Origin of the sequence: Candidatus Avelusimicrobium alvi, assembly GCF_958451995.1 — a bacterium.
GTDB classification, from domain to species: Bacteria; Elusimicrobiota; Elusimicrobia; order Elusimicrobiales; family Elusimicrobiaceae; genus Avelusimicrobium; species Avelusimicrobium alvi.
Window position 1 is genome coordinate 1 of the sequence record NZ_CAUDSG010000023.1, and the last position, 19,295, is coordinate 19,295.

Below are 19,295 nucleotides of genomic sequence, written 5' to 3' on the forward strand. Positions count from 1 at the left end.
ATGGGCACTGGCCGGCAGTCTTTTTGTTCCTTTTTCTGCTGTCAGAAAAAGGAAGCAGAACCTTTTGCTTCTTTTAGAAATAAAAGAAGAAAGATATAAAAGGCTTGTATTGTTTTTTTTTTTGATAAATTGGGATTATTAACTTATATAAAGGGGGATATATCCCGTGCAGAAAAGCCTCGGATTTACGCTTATAGAGCTGTTGGTAGTGGTGTTAATTATCGGTATATTGGCGGCTGTTGCGCTGCCGCAGTATGAACTGGCGGTGGACAAAGCGCGTTACAGCAAAATCATCCCGATGACGCGCTCTCTTAAAGAAGCTACGGAACTCTATTATATGGCTAACGGCACGTATACGTTTAAAATCGGCGATATTGATATCAGCGGCCCCGCCGGCTGTTCTTTCCCGGCGAACGACAATGTGGTTTATTGCGAGGATTCCTGGTATGATATTCTCAATTCCGGACAAGACGTGGTGGGTTTTACGGGGCCGCGTTATAACAGCGACGGTTCCGCCAATGCAACCATCAAGAATGCGTACCGTGTTTGGCTGGATAACAATACCAACGGCAAACCCGCCGGACAGCGCGAATGCATAGCGTCGGACGGTTCCGAACGCGCGCACCGCCTGTGCCGGGCTATGGGCGGCGAATGGGTGGGCGGAGGCGCCACTTACATTCTGCTGTAACGGTTTGGAAGCCATAAAAAACCCCGCTCCTTGGAGCGGGGTTTTTGCAGCAAGTAAAACTTAGTGTACGCCGTGCATCCAGCGTTTGATTTTGCCGGCCATAATCCACATAATGATACCGAACAAAATAGAGCATACCGCGGGAACGGAGAACAGCGTGGTCAGGCTCCAGGATTCGTAGTAGCTCGCCAGCTGTCCGGCCAGCAGGTTGCCAAAGAAGCTCGCCGTCAGCCATACGCCCATGAACAGGGACATAAATTTGGCCGGCGCCAGTTTGGAAACCATAGACAGGCCCACCGGGGACAGGCACAGTTCGCCCATCGTGCAGAACATATAGACTAAAATCAGCCAAATCGCGCTGACCGGACCGTTGGACGTATATAACGCCGCACCGATTACGATGGCGATAAAGCCGACGCCCTGCAGGAACAAACCCCAGCCGAATTTAGTGGGGATGGACGGGTCTTTGCTGCCCAGTTTTATCCACAGTTTGGCAAACAGCGGCGCAAACAGCAGTACGAAAATGGGGTTGACGGCCTGGAAGTACGAGGCTTTAAGCGTAACCTGCCCGAGAAACGGAAGCACCGGATTAAGGTTGGTGGCCTCTTTGGCAAAGATGTTTAACGAAGAGCCGGCCTGTTCAAAGAACGCAAAGAAGAAAATGGCGAAAAATACAAAGGTGAAAATCGCTTTGATTTTGTCGCGGTCTTCCTGCGTCAAGGGTTTTTGGGCTTCTTCGGCGCGGGCTTTTTCCGTGGCGTCGTTTTCCAAGTCCGCCCCTTTGGTGACGGGGCGCAGGCCGATATGGCCCAGGTATTTGTTTTGGGATACCAAATACCAAATCAACCCGATAACCATACCGCCGCCGGCGGCCATAAAACCGTATTTCCATTTATAGGCTTCCAGCGCGTTCATGGGGTCGGTCGGTTCGCCCAAAAAGCCGCAAATAAACGGTGCAAAGAACGCACCCAGGTTAATACCCATATAGAAAATGGTAAAGCCCGAATCGCGGCGCGGGTCGTTAGGTTCGTACAGTTCGCCCACGATGGTGGAGATATTGGGTTTAAAGAAACCGTTGCCGATAATAATCAGCGTAAGCCCCGTAGCCAACGCCACGATGGGGTTGATGATTTCATACGAAGCCAGGGTAAACTGACCCAAAGCCATTAAAACGGCGCCAATGGTAATGGAGTGGCGTTTGCCGATGTAACGGTCCGCCAAGTAACCGCCGAGGACAGGAGTCAAATATACGAGCGCCGTAAACATGCCGTAAATTCTGCTGGAAGTTGCTTTGGAAAAGCCGATTACGCTGCTGATCATAAACAACACTAACAGCGCGCGCATGCCGTAATAGTTGAAACGTTCCCACATTTCAACCATAAAGAGCATATACAGCGCTTTGGGTTGTCCGTGTTTGTTGACGTTGTGTTTTACTTCTTCGTCTGTCATGCATTTCTCCTTAATTTATTTCAAAAGGGTACTCTATATTGTACAAAATCTGACGCCGGCCGGAAGGCAAAAATCAGAATCCGCCGCCCAGCATCAGCTGTGCGGCGTCCTGAATAAGCAGGTAAGCGCGGTAGAAAGCGACGGCGAGATAGACGCCCATCGCAAGCAGCAGTGCGGTGTATATCCACTTGGCGGCGGTGCCGATGATTTTAGACGTCCACACCACCGGCAGCGCCAGCGGCCCGAGTACAAGCGCCAGTAAAATAATGCCGGAATGCGAATATAAAAAACCCGTGCCGGGCTGGAGGCTGCGCCCGCAGGCGCGGCAGTAATTGTCGGTCTGGTCCACGGGGGAATGGCATTTGGGGCAAAACTGTTGGGGTTCGCTCACAGCTCTACTCCTTTGGCTCTTAAGTAGCGTTTAATGTGGCTGCGTGCCGCAGCGGTTTTGGCAAATTCCAGCCAGTCGCGTTTGGGCTCGCCATTTTTGCGGGTAATAATTTCGCACACGTCGCCGGTTTTAAACGCGTAGTCCATACGCACCATGCGGTTGTTCACTTTGGCTCCCACGTAATGGTCGCCAATATCCGTGTGAATGGAGTAGGCAAAATCTATCGGGGTGGAACCTTCCGGCAGGGATTTGACGTCCGCGCGCGGCGTGAACACAAAAATCTGCTGTAAGTTCACGTCCGTTTTAAACCCTTCCAAAAATTCGCGCGGGGCGGTCAGGTCCTGCTGCCACTCAATCCAGCGGCGTATCCAGTTGATTTTTTCGTCAAAGTTTTTGTCCTGCTTGACGTTGCCCATTTTATAACGCCAGTGCGCCGCGATACCGTATTCGCAGGTGCGGTGCATATCTTCGGTGCGGATTTGGATTTCTATAATGTCCCCGGTCGGCGCGAGCACGGTGGTGTGGATGCTTTGGTACATATTGGCTTTGGGGGTGGCGATATAGTCGGTAAACGTGCCGGCGATGGGTTTAAATACGCTGTGCACCAGGCCCAGCGCGCGGTAGCAGTCCTGCAAGGTTTTGGTGATGATGCGCACGCCCAGCGAATCCTGAATTTCGGAAAACGCGCAGTTGTGCTTTTGCATCTTGCGGTAAATGGAATAATAATTTTTGGCGCGCGCCAAAATGCGGAAGTCCATCTGTTCGGCCTGCAGGGCCGGCTCCAGCAGTTTTTTAAATGCGTCCAGCGCGGCCTGCCGGTCGGCGGTGCGGGCTTCCACCTGCGCTTTAATGCTGTTGTATTCCTGCGGATGCAGGTATTTAAAGGATAAATCTTCCAAATCTGTTTTGATGGTAAACATTCCCAGGCGCTGCGCGAGCGGCGCGTAGAGGGAGATGGTTTCGTAGGCTTTGAATTTTTGGCGGTCCGGCGGCATCACGTCCATCGTGCGCATATTATGGGTGCGGTCGGCCAGCTTGATGAGGATGACGCGTACGTCTTCGGCCACCGCAATAAGCATTTTGCGCCAGTTTTCCACGGTTTCCTCGTCGGTGGAGGAAAATTTCAAATCGCTGATTTTCGTTACGCCCTGCACCATATGCGCGATTTCTTTGTTAAATTCGCGCTTTAAATCTTCCAGCGTGACGGAAGTGTCTTCCACCGTGTCGTGCAGGAGGCCGGCGCAGATGGTGTCCGAATCCAGATTGAAGTCCATCAGAATGCTGGCGACGTGGCGGCAGTGCGTAAAGTAGGGCTCTCCGCTTTCGCGCTTTTGGTTCTCGTGCGCTTTCTCGGCGAAGTGATAGGCTTTTTCAATCAGGGCGGTGTCCTGATTGGGGTTATATTCCTTGAATTTGCGCAGCAAGGTCTGCAAATCGGGGGCGTCTGCCATAGGCTTTACTCGTGTGTAAGGTCCCGTAAAATTTCGGCCGCCGCGCGCTTGGCCACGCCGGGCTCGCCCAAAGAAGCGCGCAGTTTTAACAGTTCGCCGCGCATCGCTTCCAGCTTGGCCGGGTTTTGGAACATGGCCATCGTTTCGGCCGCGAGGGAACGCGGCGTGGCGTCGTATTGAATCAGTTCTTTAACGAGCGGCTTTTTGGAAAGCAGGTTGACCAGCGAAATGTACGGCACCTTAATCACCATTTTGGCGATTTGGTACGTCGGCCAGAACAGCTTGTACGCCACCACCATCGGCACGCCCAGCAGGGCGTTTTCCAGCGTGGCGGTGCCGGAGCAGGCCAGCAGGAAATCCATCTGCGAGCGGAGCTCGTAGTTTTTGTCTTTGACCAGACGGAAGTTGGCGTGCGGCTTTTCGCCGATGAGGTTTAAGAAAGTCTGTTCGTCGGCATCCGGCAATAAAAACATATACGCCTGCGTATTGGGAAATTCTTTAAGCACCTGTTTAAAAGCCTGGTAAAAAACCGGGGTCAGGCGTTTGATTTCGCCTATGCGGCTGCCGGGCAGCATACCCAGTTTCCACGCGTATTCTTTATTATTGGGGACATTAAAATTTTTGTCCTTCGGCGCGGGCAGCTGGTCTAAAAGCGGGTTGCCCAGGAAAACGGCGTTGCCGCCGAATTTCTGGTGGAACTCCGGCTCAAACGGATAGATGGTGAACATCTTTTTCGTAAGCGTGGCCAGGCGTTTGGCGCGGTACTGGCGGCTGGCCCATACTTGTGGCGTTACATAATAGTAAGCCGGAATGCGGCGGTGCTTGGCCATGCCTAAAATCTGATGGTTGAAGCCGTAAAAATCCACGACGATAAGCGCCACCGGGTTCTGCGTTTCCATATACTCGCGGATTTGGTTCATCAGCTTAATCCACAGCGGCATTTTTTTAAGCGGTTCCACAAATCCGCTGGCGCCTTTGCTGGCGAGATCATATAAAAAAACGTCGCTGGCGGCCTGCATTTGTTTGCCGCCCACGGAGGTAACGCGTACGTCCGGGTCGGCCTCTTTTAACGCGCGGATGAGCCCGGCGGCGTGAATGTCCCCGGAGACGTCGCCCGCGATGACGAGAATATTTTTAGTGATGGGCGTGAAAGAGGACATTATTTATCATCTCCTTTAAGCTGGCCGATGGTTTCGTCAAATACGGCCTGCGCGGCGCGCGCCACGGTGCTGATGGCCTGCAGCGGTTTGGGCGTGTGGAGATGCCCGGTTTTGGGGATGTTGAAGCATTCCATTTTTTCGCAGATTTGCAGGGCAAGCTCCAGCGCTTTGGTGCCTTTTTCGCCGCTGGGCGCCGGGGTTTTGGCGGTTTTGATACAGTCAACAAAGTGCAGAATTTCGGCGGTAATGGGCAGCTGTTTTTCCACTTTCGGGTACGTTACCGTCAAATCGTTCATAGATTCCACCACCGGTTTTTCTTTGCGGTACGTTTTTACGCGGGCGTTCATAAAATCCACGGATACGTATCCGCTGGGCTGGAACAAATGCATATAGCGCGCGCGTTCAAAGCTGGCGCGGCTGGCGGTAACGTCGGCCACGGTGCCGTTTTCAAAACGGATGCGCACGTTGGCGATGTCTTCGTGCGGGGAGAATACGCTCAGCCCCACCGCGTCCACGCTGGCGACTTCGCTGTGCACGATGGTAAACAGCAAGTCAATATCGTGAATCATTAAATCCAACACGACGCTGATGTTGGCCATGCGCCCGTCGTACGGGCCCTGGCGGTTGATGGTGATAAAACGGGGGTCTTTGATGTATTTAACGGCTTCCACCACGGCGGGGTTAAAGCGTTCCACGTGGCCCACCTGCAGCACCAGGCCGTGGCGTTTGGCGGCCTGGATTAAGTCGCGCGCTTCTTCCATGGTTACGGCAATCGGTTTTTCCACCAGCGTATGCACGCCGTGCTCCAGGCAGTACATGCCGATTTGATGGTGCAGGTGCGTGGGCGCCGCCACAATCACCGCGTCCACCTGCGGGATGAGTTCCTCGGGCTTGGAGTAGGGGGTGCAGTTGTGCTCCCAGGCGAGTTTTTGCGCGCGCATTAAGTCCGGGTCGCACACGCCCACCAGCGTTACCCCTTGCATTTTAGCCAGGGTGCGGGTGTGGAAAGTTCCGATTTTGCCGGCGCCGATGACGCCGAATTTGATGGGTTTGTCTTGGGCCATAAATCTTCTCCGTTATTATTTATTATACCTAATGTATCCCCTGTATTGGGCAAAATCCTTCGCGTTCGTAAAACCGTTGACAGGGTTTTTAAGATTGGTATAATGTTTACATATGAGATATATGGAAAGAACGCTCGTTCTTATTAAGCCTGATGCCATTGAAAAACGCATCAGCGGTCTGATTTTGGACCGGTTGGATCACCTCGGCCTGCAAATGACCGGGGCCAAAGTGGTTTCGCTGACCGAAGAGTTGGCGCGCGCACACTACAAAAACCTGGAAGGCAAGCCCTTCCTGGAAGAAGTCATCCAGTATATGATGGGTGAATTTAACAATGTGCCCAACCACAAAATTTACGCGTTCGTTTTCCAGGGTGAAAACGCCATCGCCAAAGTGCGCCAGGAAATCGGCAGCACCAACCCGGAAAAAGCCGCCCCGTGGACCATCCGCGGCAGCTTCGGGCGTTTTATCGGCGACGTGATGCAAAACTGCGTGCACGCTTCCGGCTCGCCGGAAGATGCGGAAAAAGAAATTGCGCTCTGGTTTAAACCCGAAGAGGTTTTGGACCGCTAAATGTTTGGCCGTTTATTAAAAACCGCCGCGCCGGTTTGCTTTGTTTTGGCGTGCTGTTTAACGCCGCTTTCCGGCGCGGTGCAGAAAGAACAATCCGTTTCGCTTTCCACGCAGGACGGGTGGGCGCTCGCCGCGCTTTACCTCCCCGCCGACTCCGGGAAGAAAACGGTTGTTTTGCTGCACGATTTGGGCAAAAACAAAGAAGAATTTTCCACTTTTAAATCGGACCTGGCGCGCGAAGGCTTCGGGTACTTGGCCGTAGACCTGCGCGGCCACGGCCAGAGCACCGGCCAGGGCCTGGCTTATACGTTTGCCAAAGAAGGCGTGGACAACCAGTACAATAAAATGACGCGCGACGTGGACGCCGCCGTTTCGTTTTTGCGGAAAAAAGGCGTTTCGGCCGAAGATACCGTCGTGCTGGGCGCGGGCCTGGGGGCCAATGTGGCCGCAAAAAGCATGAGCTTTTCGCCGGACGTATCGGCGCTGGCGCTTATCAGCCCCACCACCAATAACCGCGACGTTCTTTCCATCCCGGCCATGCGTCTGTACAAGGGCGACGTGCTCATCGCCGCCGGCGCCGCCGACAAAAAAAGCTTTTTGGAAGCCAGCGTTATCCGCAACGTGGCCTTTTTAAGCGCGGGGGAGGGGAAAGTGACTTTCCTGACCGCGTATGATTTAACTTCGCACGATATGTTGGACAAATATCTGCGCCCGGCGGTGATTCAATGGCTCAAAACGCCGCATAAACCCGAAGTGCTGCCCGACGCTCCGCTTATTCTGCCGGATGCGCCGACCGACACGCAGGGACTGTTAATTGCCCCGTCCTCCACCGAAGAATCGCTTGTGCCTTCGGTACTCGGGGCGGACTAGGAGCTTTTGACGGGCTCCCAGGAGGCTTGCAATGAAACCAGCTCGCATTGTTTTTCCCGGTTTTTGGTTTGGAGAAAGCAGCCTGCAGGAAGCGCAGGATTTGGCGCGCCGCGGCGTGGGCGGATTTTGCGTCTACGGCGGCACCGCCGAAGAAACGCGCGATTTTACCCGGCGCATGACCGAGGCCTCGCCCTACGGCCGGCTGCTTTTCTGCGCCGATATTGACGAAGATTTAAGCGAAATCGTTACCGACGCGCCCGCCCTTCCTTCCAACAGTTCTTTAAAAAACTGTCCGCTGCCGCAGGACGGCGCTTATCGCAAAGGCAATCTGCTTGCGCGCATGGCGCGCAGCATGGGGCTGGACTGGGTGCTCGCCCCGGTGGTGGATTTGGGATACGCGGCCCCGGCGTTTGGGGATGTGCCGCTGTCCGTTACGCATTTGGCGGGGGATTTTATCGCCGGCTTATCCAACGGCGGCGCGCTGAACTGCATTAAGTATTTTCCCGGCGTGTCGGGCGTGCTCAAAACGCTTGCGCAGATGGAAGACGCGGAATTTGTGCCGTACAAACATATTTTCCGCCGGGCGGACGCCATTATGCCTTCCGATATGATTTTCCCGAATATAGACAACGACAACCAGGCCATGCTGTCGGACAAAATGATTAAGGGGCTTCTCAAAAAACGCCTGAACTACAAAGGCTGCGTGGTGAGTTTCCCGCTGTTTAAAGGGCGCGTACGCTACGAAGACGCCAGCGCCGTTAAAATGCTGCACTCCGGCGTGGAAAATATTTTGGCGCCCAAAGACGCGGCGTCCGTGGTGGACGCGGTGGAGCGCGAGGCCGACAAAGGTTTCCTGCTGGACGAGATTATCCACGCGGTTTCCAACCACGAAATGTTTATCAGCAAAGTGGCCGTGGGGCCCGAGCCGATGGACATCCGGGACGCGTTTTCTATGGCGGAATCCTGCTTTAAAAAATAATGATGTATAACCGCCGACGTAAAAAAACCGCTCCGGGCCGAGGCCCGGGGCGGTTTTTAATAACGGAGAAATTTATTCTTCGTCTTTTTTAAGTCTGGAGGCAATTTCTTCTTTGCGGCGGTTAAATTCTTTCACCGCTTTTTCTTTGCCTTCTTCCAGGCGTTCGCGCGCGTCGCTTGCGTGCTCGGCCAGTTTATGGCGCAGGTCGGAAGCGTGTTCTTTAATTTTGTCTTTCAGTTCGCCCGCGTGCTCCATGATGTATTCTTTTTTATCTTCGTACTCGTCATCGGCCCAGCGTTTGATTTTGCGGCGGGTGGTTTCGCCTTTGGCCGGCGCAAACAACACGCCCGCCGCCGCGCCTACCACCGCTCCCAACAAGAACGCGGCCAAGCCTTTTCCGGCACATTCACATTTATGGCACATAATCTCCCCCTCCTTTTGCTTTGCTATAATGTTATATATATTGTACAACAAATACTAGGAACATCCGCTCCTATCAGATAGTATAGCGGTAAAACGCTTTTTTTGCTTGGTTTATTTTGAACTAGTTAGAGGTGATTATATGCCAAATCCGTCCGCACCCCGCCAAAACGGGAAACAGCAGGCCCCCGAAACGCGCAAGCGCAACTTTGATGAAGTGGCCCAGATTTTTACCAAAGAAGAAGCATTGGCCGAAGCCGACCGCTGCTTAAACTGCAAAAACGCCCGCTGCCAGGCCAACTGCCCGGTGGGGGTGCAAATCCCGGCGTTTATCGCGCTGTTGAAAGACGGCAAAGTAGGCGACGCCGCCAGCAAAATTATGGAAACCAGCCTGCTTCCCGCCATTTGCGGCCGCGTCTGCCCGCAGGAAAAACACTGCGAAGGCAACTGTATTTTGAAAGACCGTTTCGGCTCGGTTAACGTGGGTATGCTGGAGCGCTATGTGGCCGATACCGCGCGCAAAGAAGGCCTGTTAAAAGCGCCGCAGACGGCTGCGCCCACGGGCAAAAAAGTGGCGTGCATCGGTTCGGGTCCTTCGTCCATCGCGGCGGCGGCCGAGCTGGCCCGCGCCGGCCACGAAGTGACCGTTTTTGAAGCCCTGCACGCGTTCGGCGGCGTACTGCGTTACGGGATTCCGTCGTTCCGCCTGCCGCGCGAAGTGATTGACCACGAGATTGAAACCGTCAAAGCCATGGGCGTTAAATTCGTAACCGACGTACTGGTGGGCGCGACGGAAAAAATTGGAGATTTGCTGAAAGAGTTTGACGCGGTATACGTTGGAAGCGGAGCCGGTTTGCCGACGATGACGGGCATCCCCGGCGAAAACGCCGTGGGCGTTTACAGCGCCAATGAATTTTTAACCCGCGTAAACCTGATGCAGGCCTATAAGTTCCCGGCGACGGATACGCCCATTCAGGTGGGCAGACGCGTAGCCGTGCTGGGCGGCGGCAACAGCGCGATGGACGCGGCCCGCTGTGCCATGCGCCTGGGGCCGGACACGGTGACCATCGCTTACCGCAGAAGCGCGGCCGAAATGCCCGCCCGCGCCGCGGAAGTGGAACACGCCAAAGAAGAAGGCGTGCAGTTTGAATACCTCGTTACGCCTAAAGAAATTATGGCGGACGAAAAAGGGCGTGTATCCGGCTTAAAATGCACCCGCAACGAGCTGGGCGCGCCGGACGAACGGGGCCGCAGAAGGCCCGTGGAAATCCCGGGGTCGGAATTTGTAATGCCCGTGGACACCATTATCGTGGCCATCGGCCAGAAGCCCAACCCCATTATCGCCAAAACCACGCCGGAGCTCAAAACCACCGAGCGCGGCGTATTGGAGCTGGACGAAGCGGGCAAAACCTCTATGCCGGGCGTTTACGCCGGAGGGGATATCATCCGCGGCGGCGCGACGGTGCTGCTCGCGATGAAGGACGGCATTGAAGCCGCCGGGCGCATTAACGCTTACCTCAAGGGGGACAAATAAGTATGGAAGAAAATACCATTTTAGTAAAAGAAAATTTAAGCGATGTGGTCGTGAAATTTGTCGTCTATAAACCGCTTATCGCCCAGTCCGCCAAAGCCGGACAGTTTGTTATTCTGCGCGGGCGCGAAGGCGGCGAGCGCATTCCCGTTACGCTGGTGGATTGGGATAAAGAAAAGGGCACCATTACGGTCATTATCCAGGCCATCGGCAAATCCACCTCTATGTTTAATTCGTTTAAACAGGGGGAGAAATTTTTAAACGTAGCCGGCCCGCTGGGTACGCCCGTGGACGTTAAAAACTACGGCACCGTGGCCGTGGTGGGCGGCGGCGTAGGCATTGCCGAAGTGTATCCGATTGCGCGCGCGATGAAAGAAGCCGGCAACCGCGTGATTGCCGTGCTGGGGGCGCGCACCAAAGATTTGCTTATTCTGGAGCCGGAAATGTCCGCCCTGTGCGACAAAACCGTCAGCACCACCGACGACGGCAGCTTCGGCATGAAAGGCATGGTAACGGACGCTTTGCAAAAATTGCACGACGAAGGCGAAAAAATCAACGCGGGTTTTATCATCGGGCCGATTCCGATGATGAAGTTTACCTCGCGCCTGATGGACAAGCTGGGCATGGAACCTTACGCCAGCTTAAACCCCATTATGTTAGACGGCACCGGCATGTGCGGCTGCTGCCGCGTAACGGTGGACGGAAAAGTGCGTTTCGCGTGCGTGGAAGGGCCGATGTTTCCGTCTAAAACCATTGATTTTGACGAGCTTATCCGCCGCACCAGCGAGTACCGCCCGCAGGAAGCGGAAAGCCTGCACCTCTACGAGAAAGACCACGTCTGCAAGTGCGGCCTGCACTAAGCGGATTTGAGCAGTATAAAACGCCCCCGGCTTAGCCGGGGGCGTTTTTTGTAAGCGATAAAAAGGGTTCCCGCCGGGGGAACCCTTTACATATTAATATGCTTCTTCGGCGTTGAAGCCTTCCCAGGGGTTGTATTCTTCCTCGGATATGGTTTGCTGCTGCTGTTCCATCAGCAGTTCCTGCATCCGGTTGGCTTCGTCAATTTCTTTTTGCAGGGCCTGTTCAATTTCCTGCTGCGCCTGGGTTATTTTTTCGTACTGGTCGTCAGGCGAGTCGGAAGCGTCCAGCACGGCCATCACTTTGGCCTCGTAAGCGTTAAACAGAGCCGTGATTCTGGCTTTAGCCGCCGGGCCGCCGACGGCGAGGAAGTATTCCTCGTACATCGTCTTGTCCGCGGCGATTTGTTCTTTAAACATGGTGCGCAGCTGTTCCGCCGCCTGTTTTTTCATTTCTTCGTATTTTATTTTGCGCACTTTGGCCTGTTCACGCATGGCGCGGTTGAGCTGGATGCGCCGGGCAAAGATATCAAAGGCGGCCTTGTCCTGGTCGGATACGAAGGACAAGTTGCCCAGGCTGTGGCGGCCGGCCAGAATCGGGAACACGACTAACGCGCCCTCGGAGGAGGTATTTTGCGTGGAAACCACGTCGTTGTAGGTGCTCAGCTGGGCATTGTTGACGGTGCCTCCCGCCGCGATGATTTCGCGCTCCTGCTCTTCCTGCGCGGCCTGGTCTTCTGCCAGTTTTGCCGGGTCAAACGCGTCTCCGTGCTTTTTCATTTCCGCGTTCTGGTCGGCGGCGGCGGTGTCTATAATCCAGCTTTGCATAAAAGGATAGGTGGCCATATCCAATCCCGCCCATGCGCCGAAGAATTTAAGGTTCTGGTTAAATCCGGACCAGAAGCGCGTATTTTTAAGCGCATATTCGCCCAATACGGAGAACTGTTTGGTTTCCATTAAATGTTTGGTCAGCGAAGGAATCCACTCCTGCATGCTCTGCATGCTGGGCAAGCCCAGCGTGGTGGAAAAGTCCATCGGATTGGTGGGCAGATTGAGGTAGCTGCCTTTGCCGATGCTATGCGCGCGCAGGGGGATTCTTTCCGAAATGGCGCCCACCAGCCCTTCGGCCGAAGGAGCCAGCGTCATATTCTGCGGAACACCAAAGCGCATATTGTACCACTCTCCCGCGGCGTTAATCGGCGAGCCTTTGGGGGCAAGCGGGAGCCACAGGTCAAACGCGCCGTCTTGGGCGGCTTGGCGGGTGGCCATCATCAGCTGGGCTTCGGTTCTAAGCGCGCTGATTTCCGCCCCGGTAAGGTTGGCCAGCTGGAAAGATTTTCCGTCCGCACCGATTAAGCTGCGGCTGAGTCTTCTCCACTGGTCGTAATTGCGGATACCGCCTTTGAGCATTTCTCTGGCGGCGGGATTTACCGTGCCCAGCTGGGTGGTAAACCCGGGCAGCGGCTGGCTGAACGTCACGTTGGTTAAATTCGGGTTTCTAAGCCCGGACATAGAGCGGATAGGCCTGGTTTGGGTGAAGGTTTCTTCCACCGTTTCCATGGCCACTTTACCGGGTTTGCCCGCGGCTCCGGGCAGCAGTTTGGTCCCCGCCGCAGCCGGCTGTGCGGCCACGGGGCGGGTAACCATCCGGGTGCCGGTGGTTTCGGCCAATACGGTTACGCCCGCTTTATTCAGTTTATGCATCGTATTGGCGTAGCGTACGCCTTTTTGGATATTTACGGTAAATGCCAGGGTCCGGTGGCCTTTTTGGGCCGCGGAAGCGGCTTTAATGGCTTTGGGCAATACCATCATCGCGCCTTTGGTGGTGCGGTACGCCGTGCCGATCAGGGAGAATACCTCTCCGCCGTAGACCCAGAAAATCGCATTGCCTACAAACAGAGCAAATTGCATACCGTATTCGTCATCGCGCTTTTTGGCGTTGATGCCGTTTTGCAAATTCATCTCAACCCAGCGGCCTTCCGAATCGCGCCCAAACCCGCTGATTTCTTTTAATTTGCCATTAGGCTGTTCAAATAAGTGCCCTTGGCCGAGCGGGTCCAGACCCGGGACGGAAGTGGGGCCGTTTAAAATTAACGATCCGCCGTCTTCCGCTCGGTGCAGCACATAACTCCGTTTGTCACGGCTGCGGGAAGTATCCCACTTTAAAGCGTCATTGGCAAAGCCGTTGTAAATGTAGGCGAGTTTATCGGCCAGCATCTGCATTTGTTTGGAATCCAGTCCGTAGTCTTCTATCGCCAGGTAATGCGTATAGGTCAGCGGGGCATAAATATCCACCGTACGCCTCGCAAACAAGGCGCGCAGCTGGTCGTCTTTGGAGCCGGTATTGCATATGAAATACCGCCCGCCGCCTACGGGCCCCGTACCGAATCGGGGGTCATTAAAGTCTTTTATGGCGTTATCTCCGGAAAAGGCGCAGGTATTGGAAGAGTGGAACATCAGGCTGGCCGTTTCCAGGGCAAAAATACGCGAGGGAATGGCGTATTGTTCCGGATCGGAAAACTCCGTCAGCATATTAAGCGTATCCTGCCACGCGGAAGAAGCGGCGTCGGCGTATCGGACGCTTTCAAATACGGCCGTAAAAATGGCGTTAAGCACCGCGCTGTACTGCGTTTTAAAATCGCCGCCAGGTTTTACATTTCCACGCAGGTTACGGTTGATTTTGCCGTCAAAGAGTTTGACGATTTCTTTCACCCGGTTGGGGCTTGTCAGCATGGCGTATACGGTAGCGTAGTCGGCCAGGGCCAGAAGCAGCTGGTATTCTTTATCGCCTTCTTCGGGATTGGCGGCTTTTAACGTGTTCAGTTCCTGTAAAAACTGGGCGTTTATTTTCGCATACACATCAGGCGTGAGCGACGTGAGCAGGGAAGAATGCTTGGGAAATTGGGGCTTTTTCGGCTTGGCAGGCAAAGGCTGCTCAAAGTATATAGTGCGCGGACCGTCCCGGAGTACTGTTGAGGAGGCCTGCTGCCGGACCTGGCGGTTATACTGCTTGACCTTTTGGGATTCCCGCTGGTATCTTTTGAAATCTTCTTGATATTTCTGCTCGGCGCTTGCTTCGCCGGCAATCAGCTGGGCGGCCTGCAAAAGCGGGTCTTCCTGGCCGGTCTTCGTGAAATAGGTGTGCAGTTTCCACAGCGTGATGCGCAGGGAGCCGACCGCCATAATATGCTCCGTGCTGGAAACGGACTGGGGAAGCAGTTTGTTCAAACGGTACAGCACGCGCAGCTGCGCCATCGGGATAATAGCGTTCAGCTCGGCAATCGTGGCGTCGTCGGGCTGTTGTAAAAACGCGTCAATGGAGTTGCCTAACACCTCGCTGGCGTATACCGTGTTCAGCAGCGAGCTCTGCGCCGGGTCAAACGGATCAATGTAATCAATCATATCCGTAATTAACAGCTCGTCTTTCGCCAGGCGCGTGAGCACTTCGTTCTGCGTGAGTTTTTTGGGGGCTATCAAATTCGGGTCAATGCGCGGCGCCACATAGGTGGAACTGGCCGGAGCCACGTAGCGGTTCTTCCGTTCTTCTTCGCGGCGCTGTTGTTCTTCCTGCTGGCGTTTGATTTGCTGTTCCCGGGCGTATTTGGCGTCCATTACGCCGTGCAGACGCACGATGGCGTTGGTCAGGTCCTGGGTGCCTTCGGCCTTTTCAAACGCTTCCACGGCCGCCGTCAGGCTCTCTTCCATCTGCTGCTCCACTTGTTCGTTGACGCGGTTTTGCAGCTCCTCGGAGGAAGGACGCGCGGGGGGAATGCCGGTTCTGCGCGGGGCGGACTGGGCCCACACGCCGGGCGCCGGTGCGATACAGTTGAAGGTGAATACCAATACTAACAGGCGGCACAGAAACGATTGCATGGGAACTTTCTCCTTAAATAATTAAATGGCGCACTTCTTTATATATTGTACCGCTTTTGCTCCGTTTTTCCAGAGGCCAAAAGTCCTATTTTATCAGGGCAAAAGGGCCCACCCAACGGGTAGGCCCTTTTAAAGCGGCGGTTTTGTTACAGCAGTTTAGAAGCCAAATCCGCCAGGCGGCTGCGTTCCGTTTTGGTAAACGTGATGTGCCCGTGGCTCTTTTGGCCTTTTAAGCGGTCCACCAAATAGGTCAGCCCGTTGGATTCCACGTCCAGGTACGGGGTGTCAATTTGGTACGGGTCGCCCGTTACGACCACTTTGGTGCCTTCGCCCGCGCGGGTGAGGATGGTTTTCATCTCGTGCGGGGTGAGGTTTTGCGCGTCGTCCACAATCATATACTGGCCCGGCAGCGAGCGGCCGCGCATATGGGTAACGGAAGCGATTTCAATTTTGCCGCTGTCCAGAAGGTAATGGGCTTTTTCTTCGCCTTCGTCCGGGTTTTTGCGGTCGGCGAGGAAAGCGAGGTTGTCGTAAATGGCGCCCATCCAGGCTTCCAGCTTTTCTTCTTTGGTGCCGGGCAGGAAGCCCAGGTCTTTGCCTACGGGGACGATGGAGCGGCAGACCACCAGGCGGCGGTAGGCGTTTTCGTCCATGGTGCGCTGGAGGCCGGTGGCCAGGGTGATAAGCGTTTTGCCCGTGCCGGCGGTGCCGACGAGGGTAACGATATCCAGGCTGTCGTCTAAAAGCAGTTCCATGGCAAAGCGCTGTTCTTTGTTAAGCGGTTTAATGCCCCACGCCGTCGGCTCCTGCTGGGCCAGCGGCCGGAGCACGAATTCGCCGTTGTTGGCTACGCGCCCGATGGCCGATTTTTTGCTGCCGTCGGCCGATTTTAAGATGATAAATTCATTCGGGAAATAAAGCGCCGGGTCCACGGCGAGTTTTTTGTCGCGGTAGAACGCGTCAATCTGTTCGGACGGCACTTCCATTTCCGCCACCCCGGTATAGAGTTCGTCCACGTTTACTTTGTCGGTGGTGTAATCCTGCGCCGCCAGGCCCAGGGCTTCGGCTTTCAGACGCATATTAATGTCTTTGGTAACGACGATGACGGGCGCGGCGTTCTTTTTATACGAACCTTCTTTTTTGCTCAGCGTATAGGCGATGTTCAGGATGGAATTGTCCGCCTTGTTAAATGCCAGGGACTGCGGGAGCACGTTGGGTTTGTCCAGCTCAATTTTAAGGATGCCGCCCTTGGCCAGCTTTACCCCTTCGTTCAGGCGCCCCTGTTTGCGCATTTCGTCCAGCGTGCGCGAAACCATGCGGGCGTTTTTGCCGCGGGTGTCGCCTTCGCTTTTAAACGCGTCCAGTTCCTCAATTACGGCCATGGGGATGATAATGTCGTTATCCTCAAAGGCGTGCAGACAGTTTACGTCGTGCAGAAGCACGTTGGTGTCCAGAATAAATGTTTTTTTCATAGTGAGCCCCTTTTGGTAGTGCCGTTTTGGATGGTTCTGTTTATAGTATAGCCGTTCTTTCGCCGCAGTCAAGCCCTTTTCAGACGGAAAAACGCTGTTGTGCATATTTTAGCATTAATTGCTGTAAAATATATATATGAAATATCTTTGCATACACGGTCATTTTTACCAGCCCCCGCGCGAGAACGCCTGGCTGGAAGAAATTGAAATCCAGGACAGCGCTTTCCCGTTCCACGATTGGAACAGCCGCATCTCGGCGGAATGTTATTCGCCCAACGCCTTGGCGCGCGTGCTGGACGGAAATAAAGATTTAATTGATTTGGCGAGCAATTACGCCCGCATCAGCTTTAACTTCGGGCCGACGCTTTTGTCCTGGATGGAAAAGCGGGAGCCCGAGGTATATCAGGCCGTGCTGGAGGCGGATCGCGTCAGCCGCGGGCGTTTCGGCGGGCACGGCGGCGCGATTGCGCAGGCGTACAACCATATGATTTTGCCGCTTGCCAACGCGCGCGACAAAGTAACCCAGGTAAAGTGGGGCATACGCGATTTTGAAAAACGCTTTGGCCGCAAACCTGAGGCTTTGTGGCTGGCGGAAACCGCCTGCAATACCGAAACGCTGGAAGTGTTGGCGGACGAAGGGATGAAATTTGTTATTTTGGCTCCCGGCCAGTGCAAACGGGTGCGCAAAATAGGCGAAGAAAAATGGCAGGAAGTCGGCGCGGGGGTGGACCCCAAGCGCGCCTATTTGTGCAATTTGCCCAGCGGCAAACAGATTGCGTTGTTTTTCTATGACGGGCCGATTTCGCAGGGGATTGCGTTTTCGGATACGCTCTCTTCGGGCGAAAAGTTTGCCTCGCGCCTCTTGAGCACGTACAACTCCGGGGAAGAGGCGCAGCTGATGAACATCGCCACCGACGGCGAAACCTACGGTCATCACCAAAAATTTGCGGAAATGGCGCTGGCGTACTGCTTGAAAAAAGTAGAAGAAACGCCGGACGTGGAACTGACGGTGTACGGCGAATTTTTAGCCAAACATCCGCCGGTGTACGAAGCGCAGATTGTGGAAAATTCCTCGTGGAGCTGTTTTCACGGCGTGGAGCGCTGGCGGGCGGACTGCGGGTGCAATTCCGGCATGAAACCCGGCTGGAACCAAAAATGGCGCGGCCCGTTAAGAAGCGCGCTGGACGGCGTGCGCGACGAAATGATTAAAACCTTTGAATCCGTCGGCGCACAGTATTTTAAAAACCCCTGGGACGCGCGCAACGATTACATTGATTTGATTTTGGACCGCTCTTTAGACGCGCAGCACAAGTTCTTCCTCAAGCACGCTACGGAAAAGGCCTGGAACGACCGCCCGACCGCGCTGATGCTGTTGGAAATGCAGCGCAACGCCATGCTGATGTATACCAGCTGCGGATGGTTTTTTGACGAAATAAGCGGCATTGAAACCGTGCAGATTATGCAGTACGCCGCGCGCGCGATTGAACTGAACCGCGTGATTACGGGCGTGGATTTGGAGCCCGGCTTTACGGACGCGCTCGCGCTGGCGCCCAGCAATTTAAAAGACCTTAAAAACGGCGCGGCGGTGTACGAGCGTTACGTAAAGCCGCAGGCGATGCCGATTGAAAAAATCGCGCTGGAGCACGTGGTGTCGCTCCTGGCGGATGAAACGGTCAATCCCAAAAAGGCCTATGAATGCGAGGTGCTTGCGTACGAGCCCAAAAAATTGACGGCGCCGGGTTTTCACTTGAGCTACGGGGACATTACCCTTAAATCCGTAACGACGCTGTTGGAACGCCGGATGCACTTTGCCGTCTTTCAGCGCGGCGCGGCGGAGTTTTTATGCGCCGCCGGAGCCGAAGGCACGATGGATAAAAACGCCGTGTTTGCCAGGCTGGAAGAGCTGTTTGCCGCCGGCAAGTACGACGAATGCGCTTCGTTTATCCGCCAGGCGTTTGAAAAGAATTATCCGCTGGTGTCCATGTTTCAGGACGTGCGGCGCAAAGTGGTGGATTTGGTGCTGCGGAAAATGGACGAAGAAACGGATAAAAAGTTTACGGAAGTGTTTGAAGCGCAGTATCCCGTGGTGCGCGGGTTGCAGTTAATCGGCGCGCCCGTTCCCAAACCGTTTCTGACGGCGGCGGAATTTGTGCTGACCGCCGACCTGAAGGCCGAGTTCCGCGCGGCGGACGTGGACGTGAACGCCGTGGAAGAGCTGATGGAAGACGTGAAAACGCTGGGGTTAGACGTATCCAAAGGCCCGGTGCGGGACGCGGTAACCGAAAAGCTCACCCTGCTGGCGTTTGCGTTTGCGCGCAATCCGTCCGATAAAGCGTGCGCGCTGAAACTGGTGGAGTTTTTAAACTACGCCGACATCTTCGGCTTTGAGCCGGATACGGTCAAAGCGCAGGAGTTTGTGTTCTTCGGCTTAAAAGCCTTGGGAGAGGACGCAAAAAAGAAGGACATTCTGCGTGCGCTGGCGCGTAAGCTTAAAATTGCGCTCTGAAGATAGGACAAGC

Annotated in this window: 15 protein-coding genes; 7 read left to right on the forward strand and 8 right to left on the reverse strand. The window is 54.7% G+C overall.

The window, feature by feature from the left end; translation table 11 throughout:
- Positions 1–166 precede the first annotated feature (166 nt).
- Entirely contained in the window at positions 167–688 is a 522-nt protein-coding gene (locus ACQY36_RS05380) for a type IV pilin protein (protein ID WP_428071566.1), read from the forward strand.
- A gap of 60 nt (positions 689–748) precedes the next feature.
- Here ACQY36_RS05380 and ACQY36_RS05385 read toward each other — a convergent pair whose 3' ends face one another.
- The 5 genes from ACQY36_RS05385 to ACQY36_RS05405 form a co-directional block, all read right to left on the reverse strand.
- On the reverse strand, positions 749–2,137 hold the full coding sequence (locus tag ACQY36_RS05385) for a peptide MFS transporter (RefSeq protein ID WP_428078190.1): 1,389 nt from the start codon (positions 2,135–2,137) through the stop codon (positions 749–751).
- Positions 2,138–2,210: 73 nt separating this feature from the next.
- Complete coding sequence (locus ACQY36_RS05390) at positions 2,211–2,528, reverse strand: zinc-ribbon domain-containing protein (protein ID WP_428078192.1); 318 nt, start codon at positions 2,526–2,528, stop codon at positions 2,211–2,213.
- Positions 2,525–3,979: a RelA/SpoT family protein gene (locus ACQY36_RS05395; protein WP_428071562.1), complete on the reverse strand. Its 1,455-nt coding sequence runs from the start codon at positions 3,977–3,979 to the stop codon at positions 2,525–2,527. The genes ACQY36_RS05390 and ACQY36_RS05395 overlap by 4 nt, the downstream gene beginning before the upstream one ends.
- A 5-nt stretch (positions 3,980–3,984) precedes the next feature.
- Positions 3,985–5,139 (reverse strand): lipid-A-disaccharide synthase, encoded by a 1,155-nt coding sequence (gene lpxB, locus ACQY36_RS05400; protein ID WP_428071560.1) that lies wholly within the window; start codon positions 5,137–5,139, stop codon positions 3,985–3,987.
- On the reverse strand, positions 5,139–6,203 hold the full coding sequence (locus ACQY36_RS05405; RefSeq protein ID WP_428078194.1) for a Gfo/Idh/MocA family oxidoreductase: 1,065 nt from the start codon (positions 6,201–6,203) through the stop codon (positions 5,139–5,141). Before ACQY36_RS05405 ends, lpxB begins: the two co-directional genes overlap by 1 nt.
- 112 nt (positions 6,204–6,315) lie before the next feature.
- Here ACQY36_RS05405 and ACQY36_RS05410 point away from each other — a divergent pair, with 112 nt between their 5' ends.
- Genes ACQY36_RS05410 through ACQY36_RS05420 form a run of 3 tightly spaced genes read left to right on the forward strand, consistent with a single transcriptional unit; the run spans position 6,316 to position 8,623 of the window.
- Positions 6,316–6,774, forward strand: coding sequence for a nucleoside-diphosphate kinase (locus ACQY36_RS05410; RefSeq protein ID WP_087289197.1), 459 nt, complete (start codon positions 6,316–6,318; stop codon positions 6,772–6,774).
- Complete coding sequence (locus tag ACQY36_RS05415; RefSeq protein WP_428078196.1) at positions 6,775–7,644, forward strand: alpha/beta hydrolase; 870 nt, start codon at positions 6,775–6,777, stop codon at positions 7,642–7,644.
- Positions 7,645–7,675: 31 nt separating this feature from the next.
- Positions 7,676–8,623 carry a glycoside hydrolase family 3 N-terminal domain-containing protein gene (locus ACQY36_RS05420; protein WP_428078198.1) on the forward strand — a complete coding sequence of 316 codons (948 nt, stop codon included), beginning with the start codon at positions 7,676–7,678 and terminating at the stop codon, positions 8,621–8,623.
- 72 nt (positions 8,624–8,695) lie between these two features.
- On the opposite strand, the gene ACQY36_RS05425 is transcribed toward ACQY36_RS05420, so the two are convergent.
- Positions 8,696–9,046: a YtxH domain-containing protein gene (locus tag ACQY36_RS05425; protein ID WP_428057013.1), complete on the reverse strand. Its 351-nt coding sequence runs from the start codon at positions 9,044–9,046 to the stop codon at positions 8,696–8,698.
- Between the two features lie 139 nt (positions 9,047–9,185).
- Between ACQY36_RS05425 and gltA the strand changes: the two genes are divergently transcribed.
- Together gltA and ACQY36_RS05435 are read left to right on the forward strand one after the other, a co-directional pair.
- Entirely contained in the window at positions 9,186–10,577 is a 1,392-nt protein-coding gene (gene gltA, locus ACQY36_RS05430; protein WP_428057015.1) for an NADPH-dependent glutamate synthase, read from the forward strand.
- 2 nt (positions 10,578–10,579) lie between these two features.
- Entirely contained in the window at positions 10,580–11,434 is an 855-nt protein-coding gene (locus tag ACQY36_RS05435; protein WP_428078200.1) for a sulfide/dihydroorotate dehydrogenase-like FAD/NAD-binding protein, read from the forward strand.
- Positions 11,435–11,527: 93 nt separating this feature from the next.
- Here the strand turns inward: ACQY36_RS05435 and ACQY36_RS05440 are convergent, their stop codons facing one another.
- Entirely contained in the window at positions 11,528–15,304 is a 3,777-nt protein-coding gene (locus tag ACQY36_RS05440; RefSeq protein WP_428078202.1) for a hypothetical protein, read from the reverse strand.
- 146 nt (positions 15,305–15,450) lie between these two features.
- Positions 15,451–16,776 carry a PhoH family protein gene (locus tag ACQY36_RS05445; RefSeq protein WP_428054984.1) on the reverse strand — a complete coding sequence of 442 codons (1,326 nt, stop codon included), beginning with the start codon at positions 16,774–16,776 and terminating at the stop codon, positions 15,451–15,453.
- Positions 16,777–16,912: 136 nt separating this feature from the next.
- Here ACQY36_RS05445 and ACQY36_RS05450 point away from each other — a divergent pair, with 136 nt between their 5' ends.
- Positions 16,913–19,282 carry a DUF3536 domain-containing protein gene (locus ACQY36_RS05450; RefSeq protein WP_428078204.1) on the forward strand — a complete coding sequence of 790 codons (2,370 nt, stop codon included), beginning with the start codon at positions 16,913–16,915 and terminating at the stop codon, positions 19,280–19,282.
- Positions 19,283–19,295: the final 13 nt, after the last annotated feature.

Coding starts and splice junctions, on each gene's coding strand:
- ACQY36_RS05385 (WP_428078190.1), bottom strand. CDS start 2,137: ATGACAGACGAAGAAGTAAAACACAACGTCAACAAACACGGACAACCC.
- ACQY36_RS05395 (WP_428071562.1), bottom strand. CDS start 3,979: ATGGCAGACGCCCCCGATTTGCAGACCTTGCTGCGCAAATTCAAGGAA.
- lpxB (WP_428071560.1), bottom strand. CDS start 5,139: ATGTCCTCTTTCACGCCCATCACTAAAAATATTCTCGTCATCGCGGGC.
- ACQY36_RS05405 (WP_428078194.1), bottom strand. CDS start 6,203: ATGGCCCAAGACAAACCCATCAAATTCGGCGTCATCGGCGCCGGCAAA.
- ACQY36_RS05410 (WP_087289197.1), top strand. CDS start 6,316: ATGAGATATATGGAAAGAACGCTCGTTCTTATTAAGCCTGATGCCATT.
- ACQY36_RS05415 (WP_428078196.1), top strand. CDS start 6,775: ATGTTTGGCCGTTTATTAAAAACCGCCGCGCCGGTTTGCTTTGTTTTG.
- ACQY36_RS05420 (WP_428078198.1), top strand. CDS start 7,676: ATGAAACCAGCTCGCATTGTTTTTCCCGGTTTTTGGTTTGGAGAAAGC.
- ACQY36_RS05425 (WP_428057013.1), bottom strand. CDS start 9,046: ATGTGCCATAAATGTGAATGTGCCGGAAAAGGCTTGGCCGCGTTCTTG.
- gltA (WP_428057015.1), top strand. CDS start 9,186: ATGCCAAATCCGTCCGCACCCCGCCAAAACGGGAAACAGCAGGCCCCC.
- ACQY36_RS05435 (WP_428078200.1), top strand. CDS start 10,580: ATGGAAGAAAATACCATTTTAGTAAAAGAAAATTTAAGCGATGTGGTC.
- ACQY36_RS05440 (WP_428078202.1), bottom strand. CDS start 15,304: ATGCAATCGTTTCTGTGCCGCCTGTTAGTATTGGTATTCACCTTCAAC.
- ACQY36_RS05445 (WP_428054984.1), bottom strand. CDS start 16,776: ATGAAAAAAACATTTATTCTGGACACCAACGTGCTTCTGCACGACGTA.
- ACQY36_RS05450 (WP_428078204.1), top strand. CDS start 16,913: ATGAAATATCTTTGCATACACGGTCATTTTTACCAGCCCCCGCGCGAG.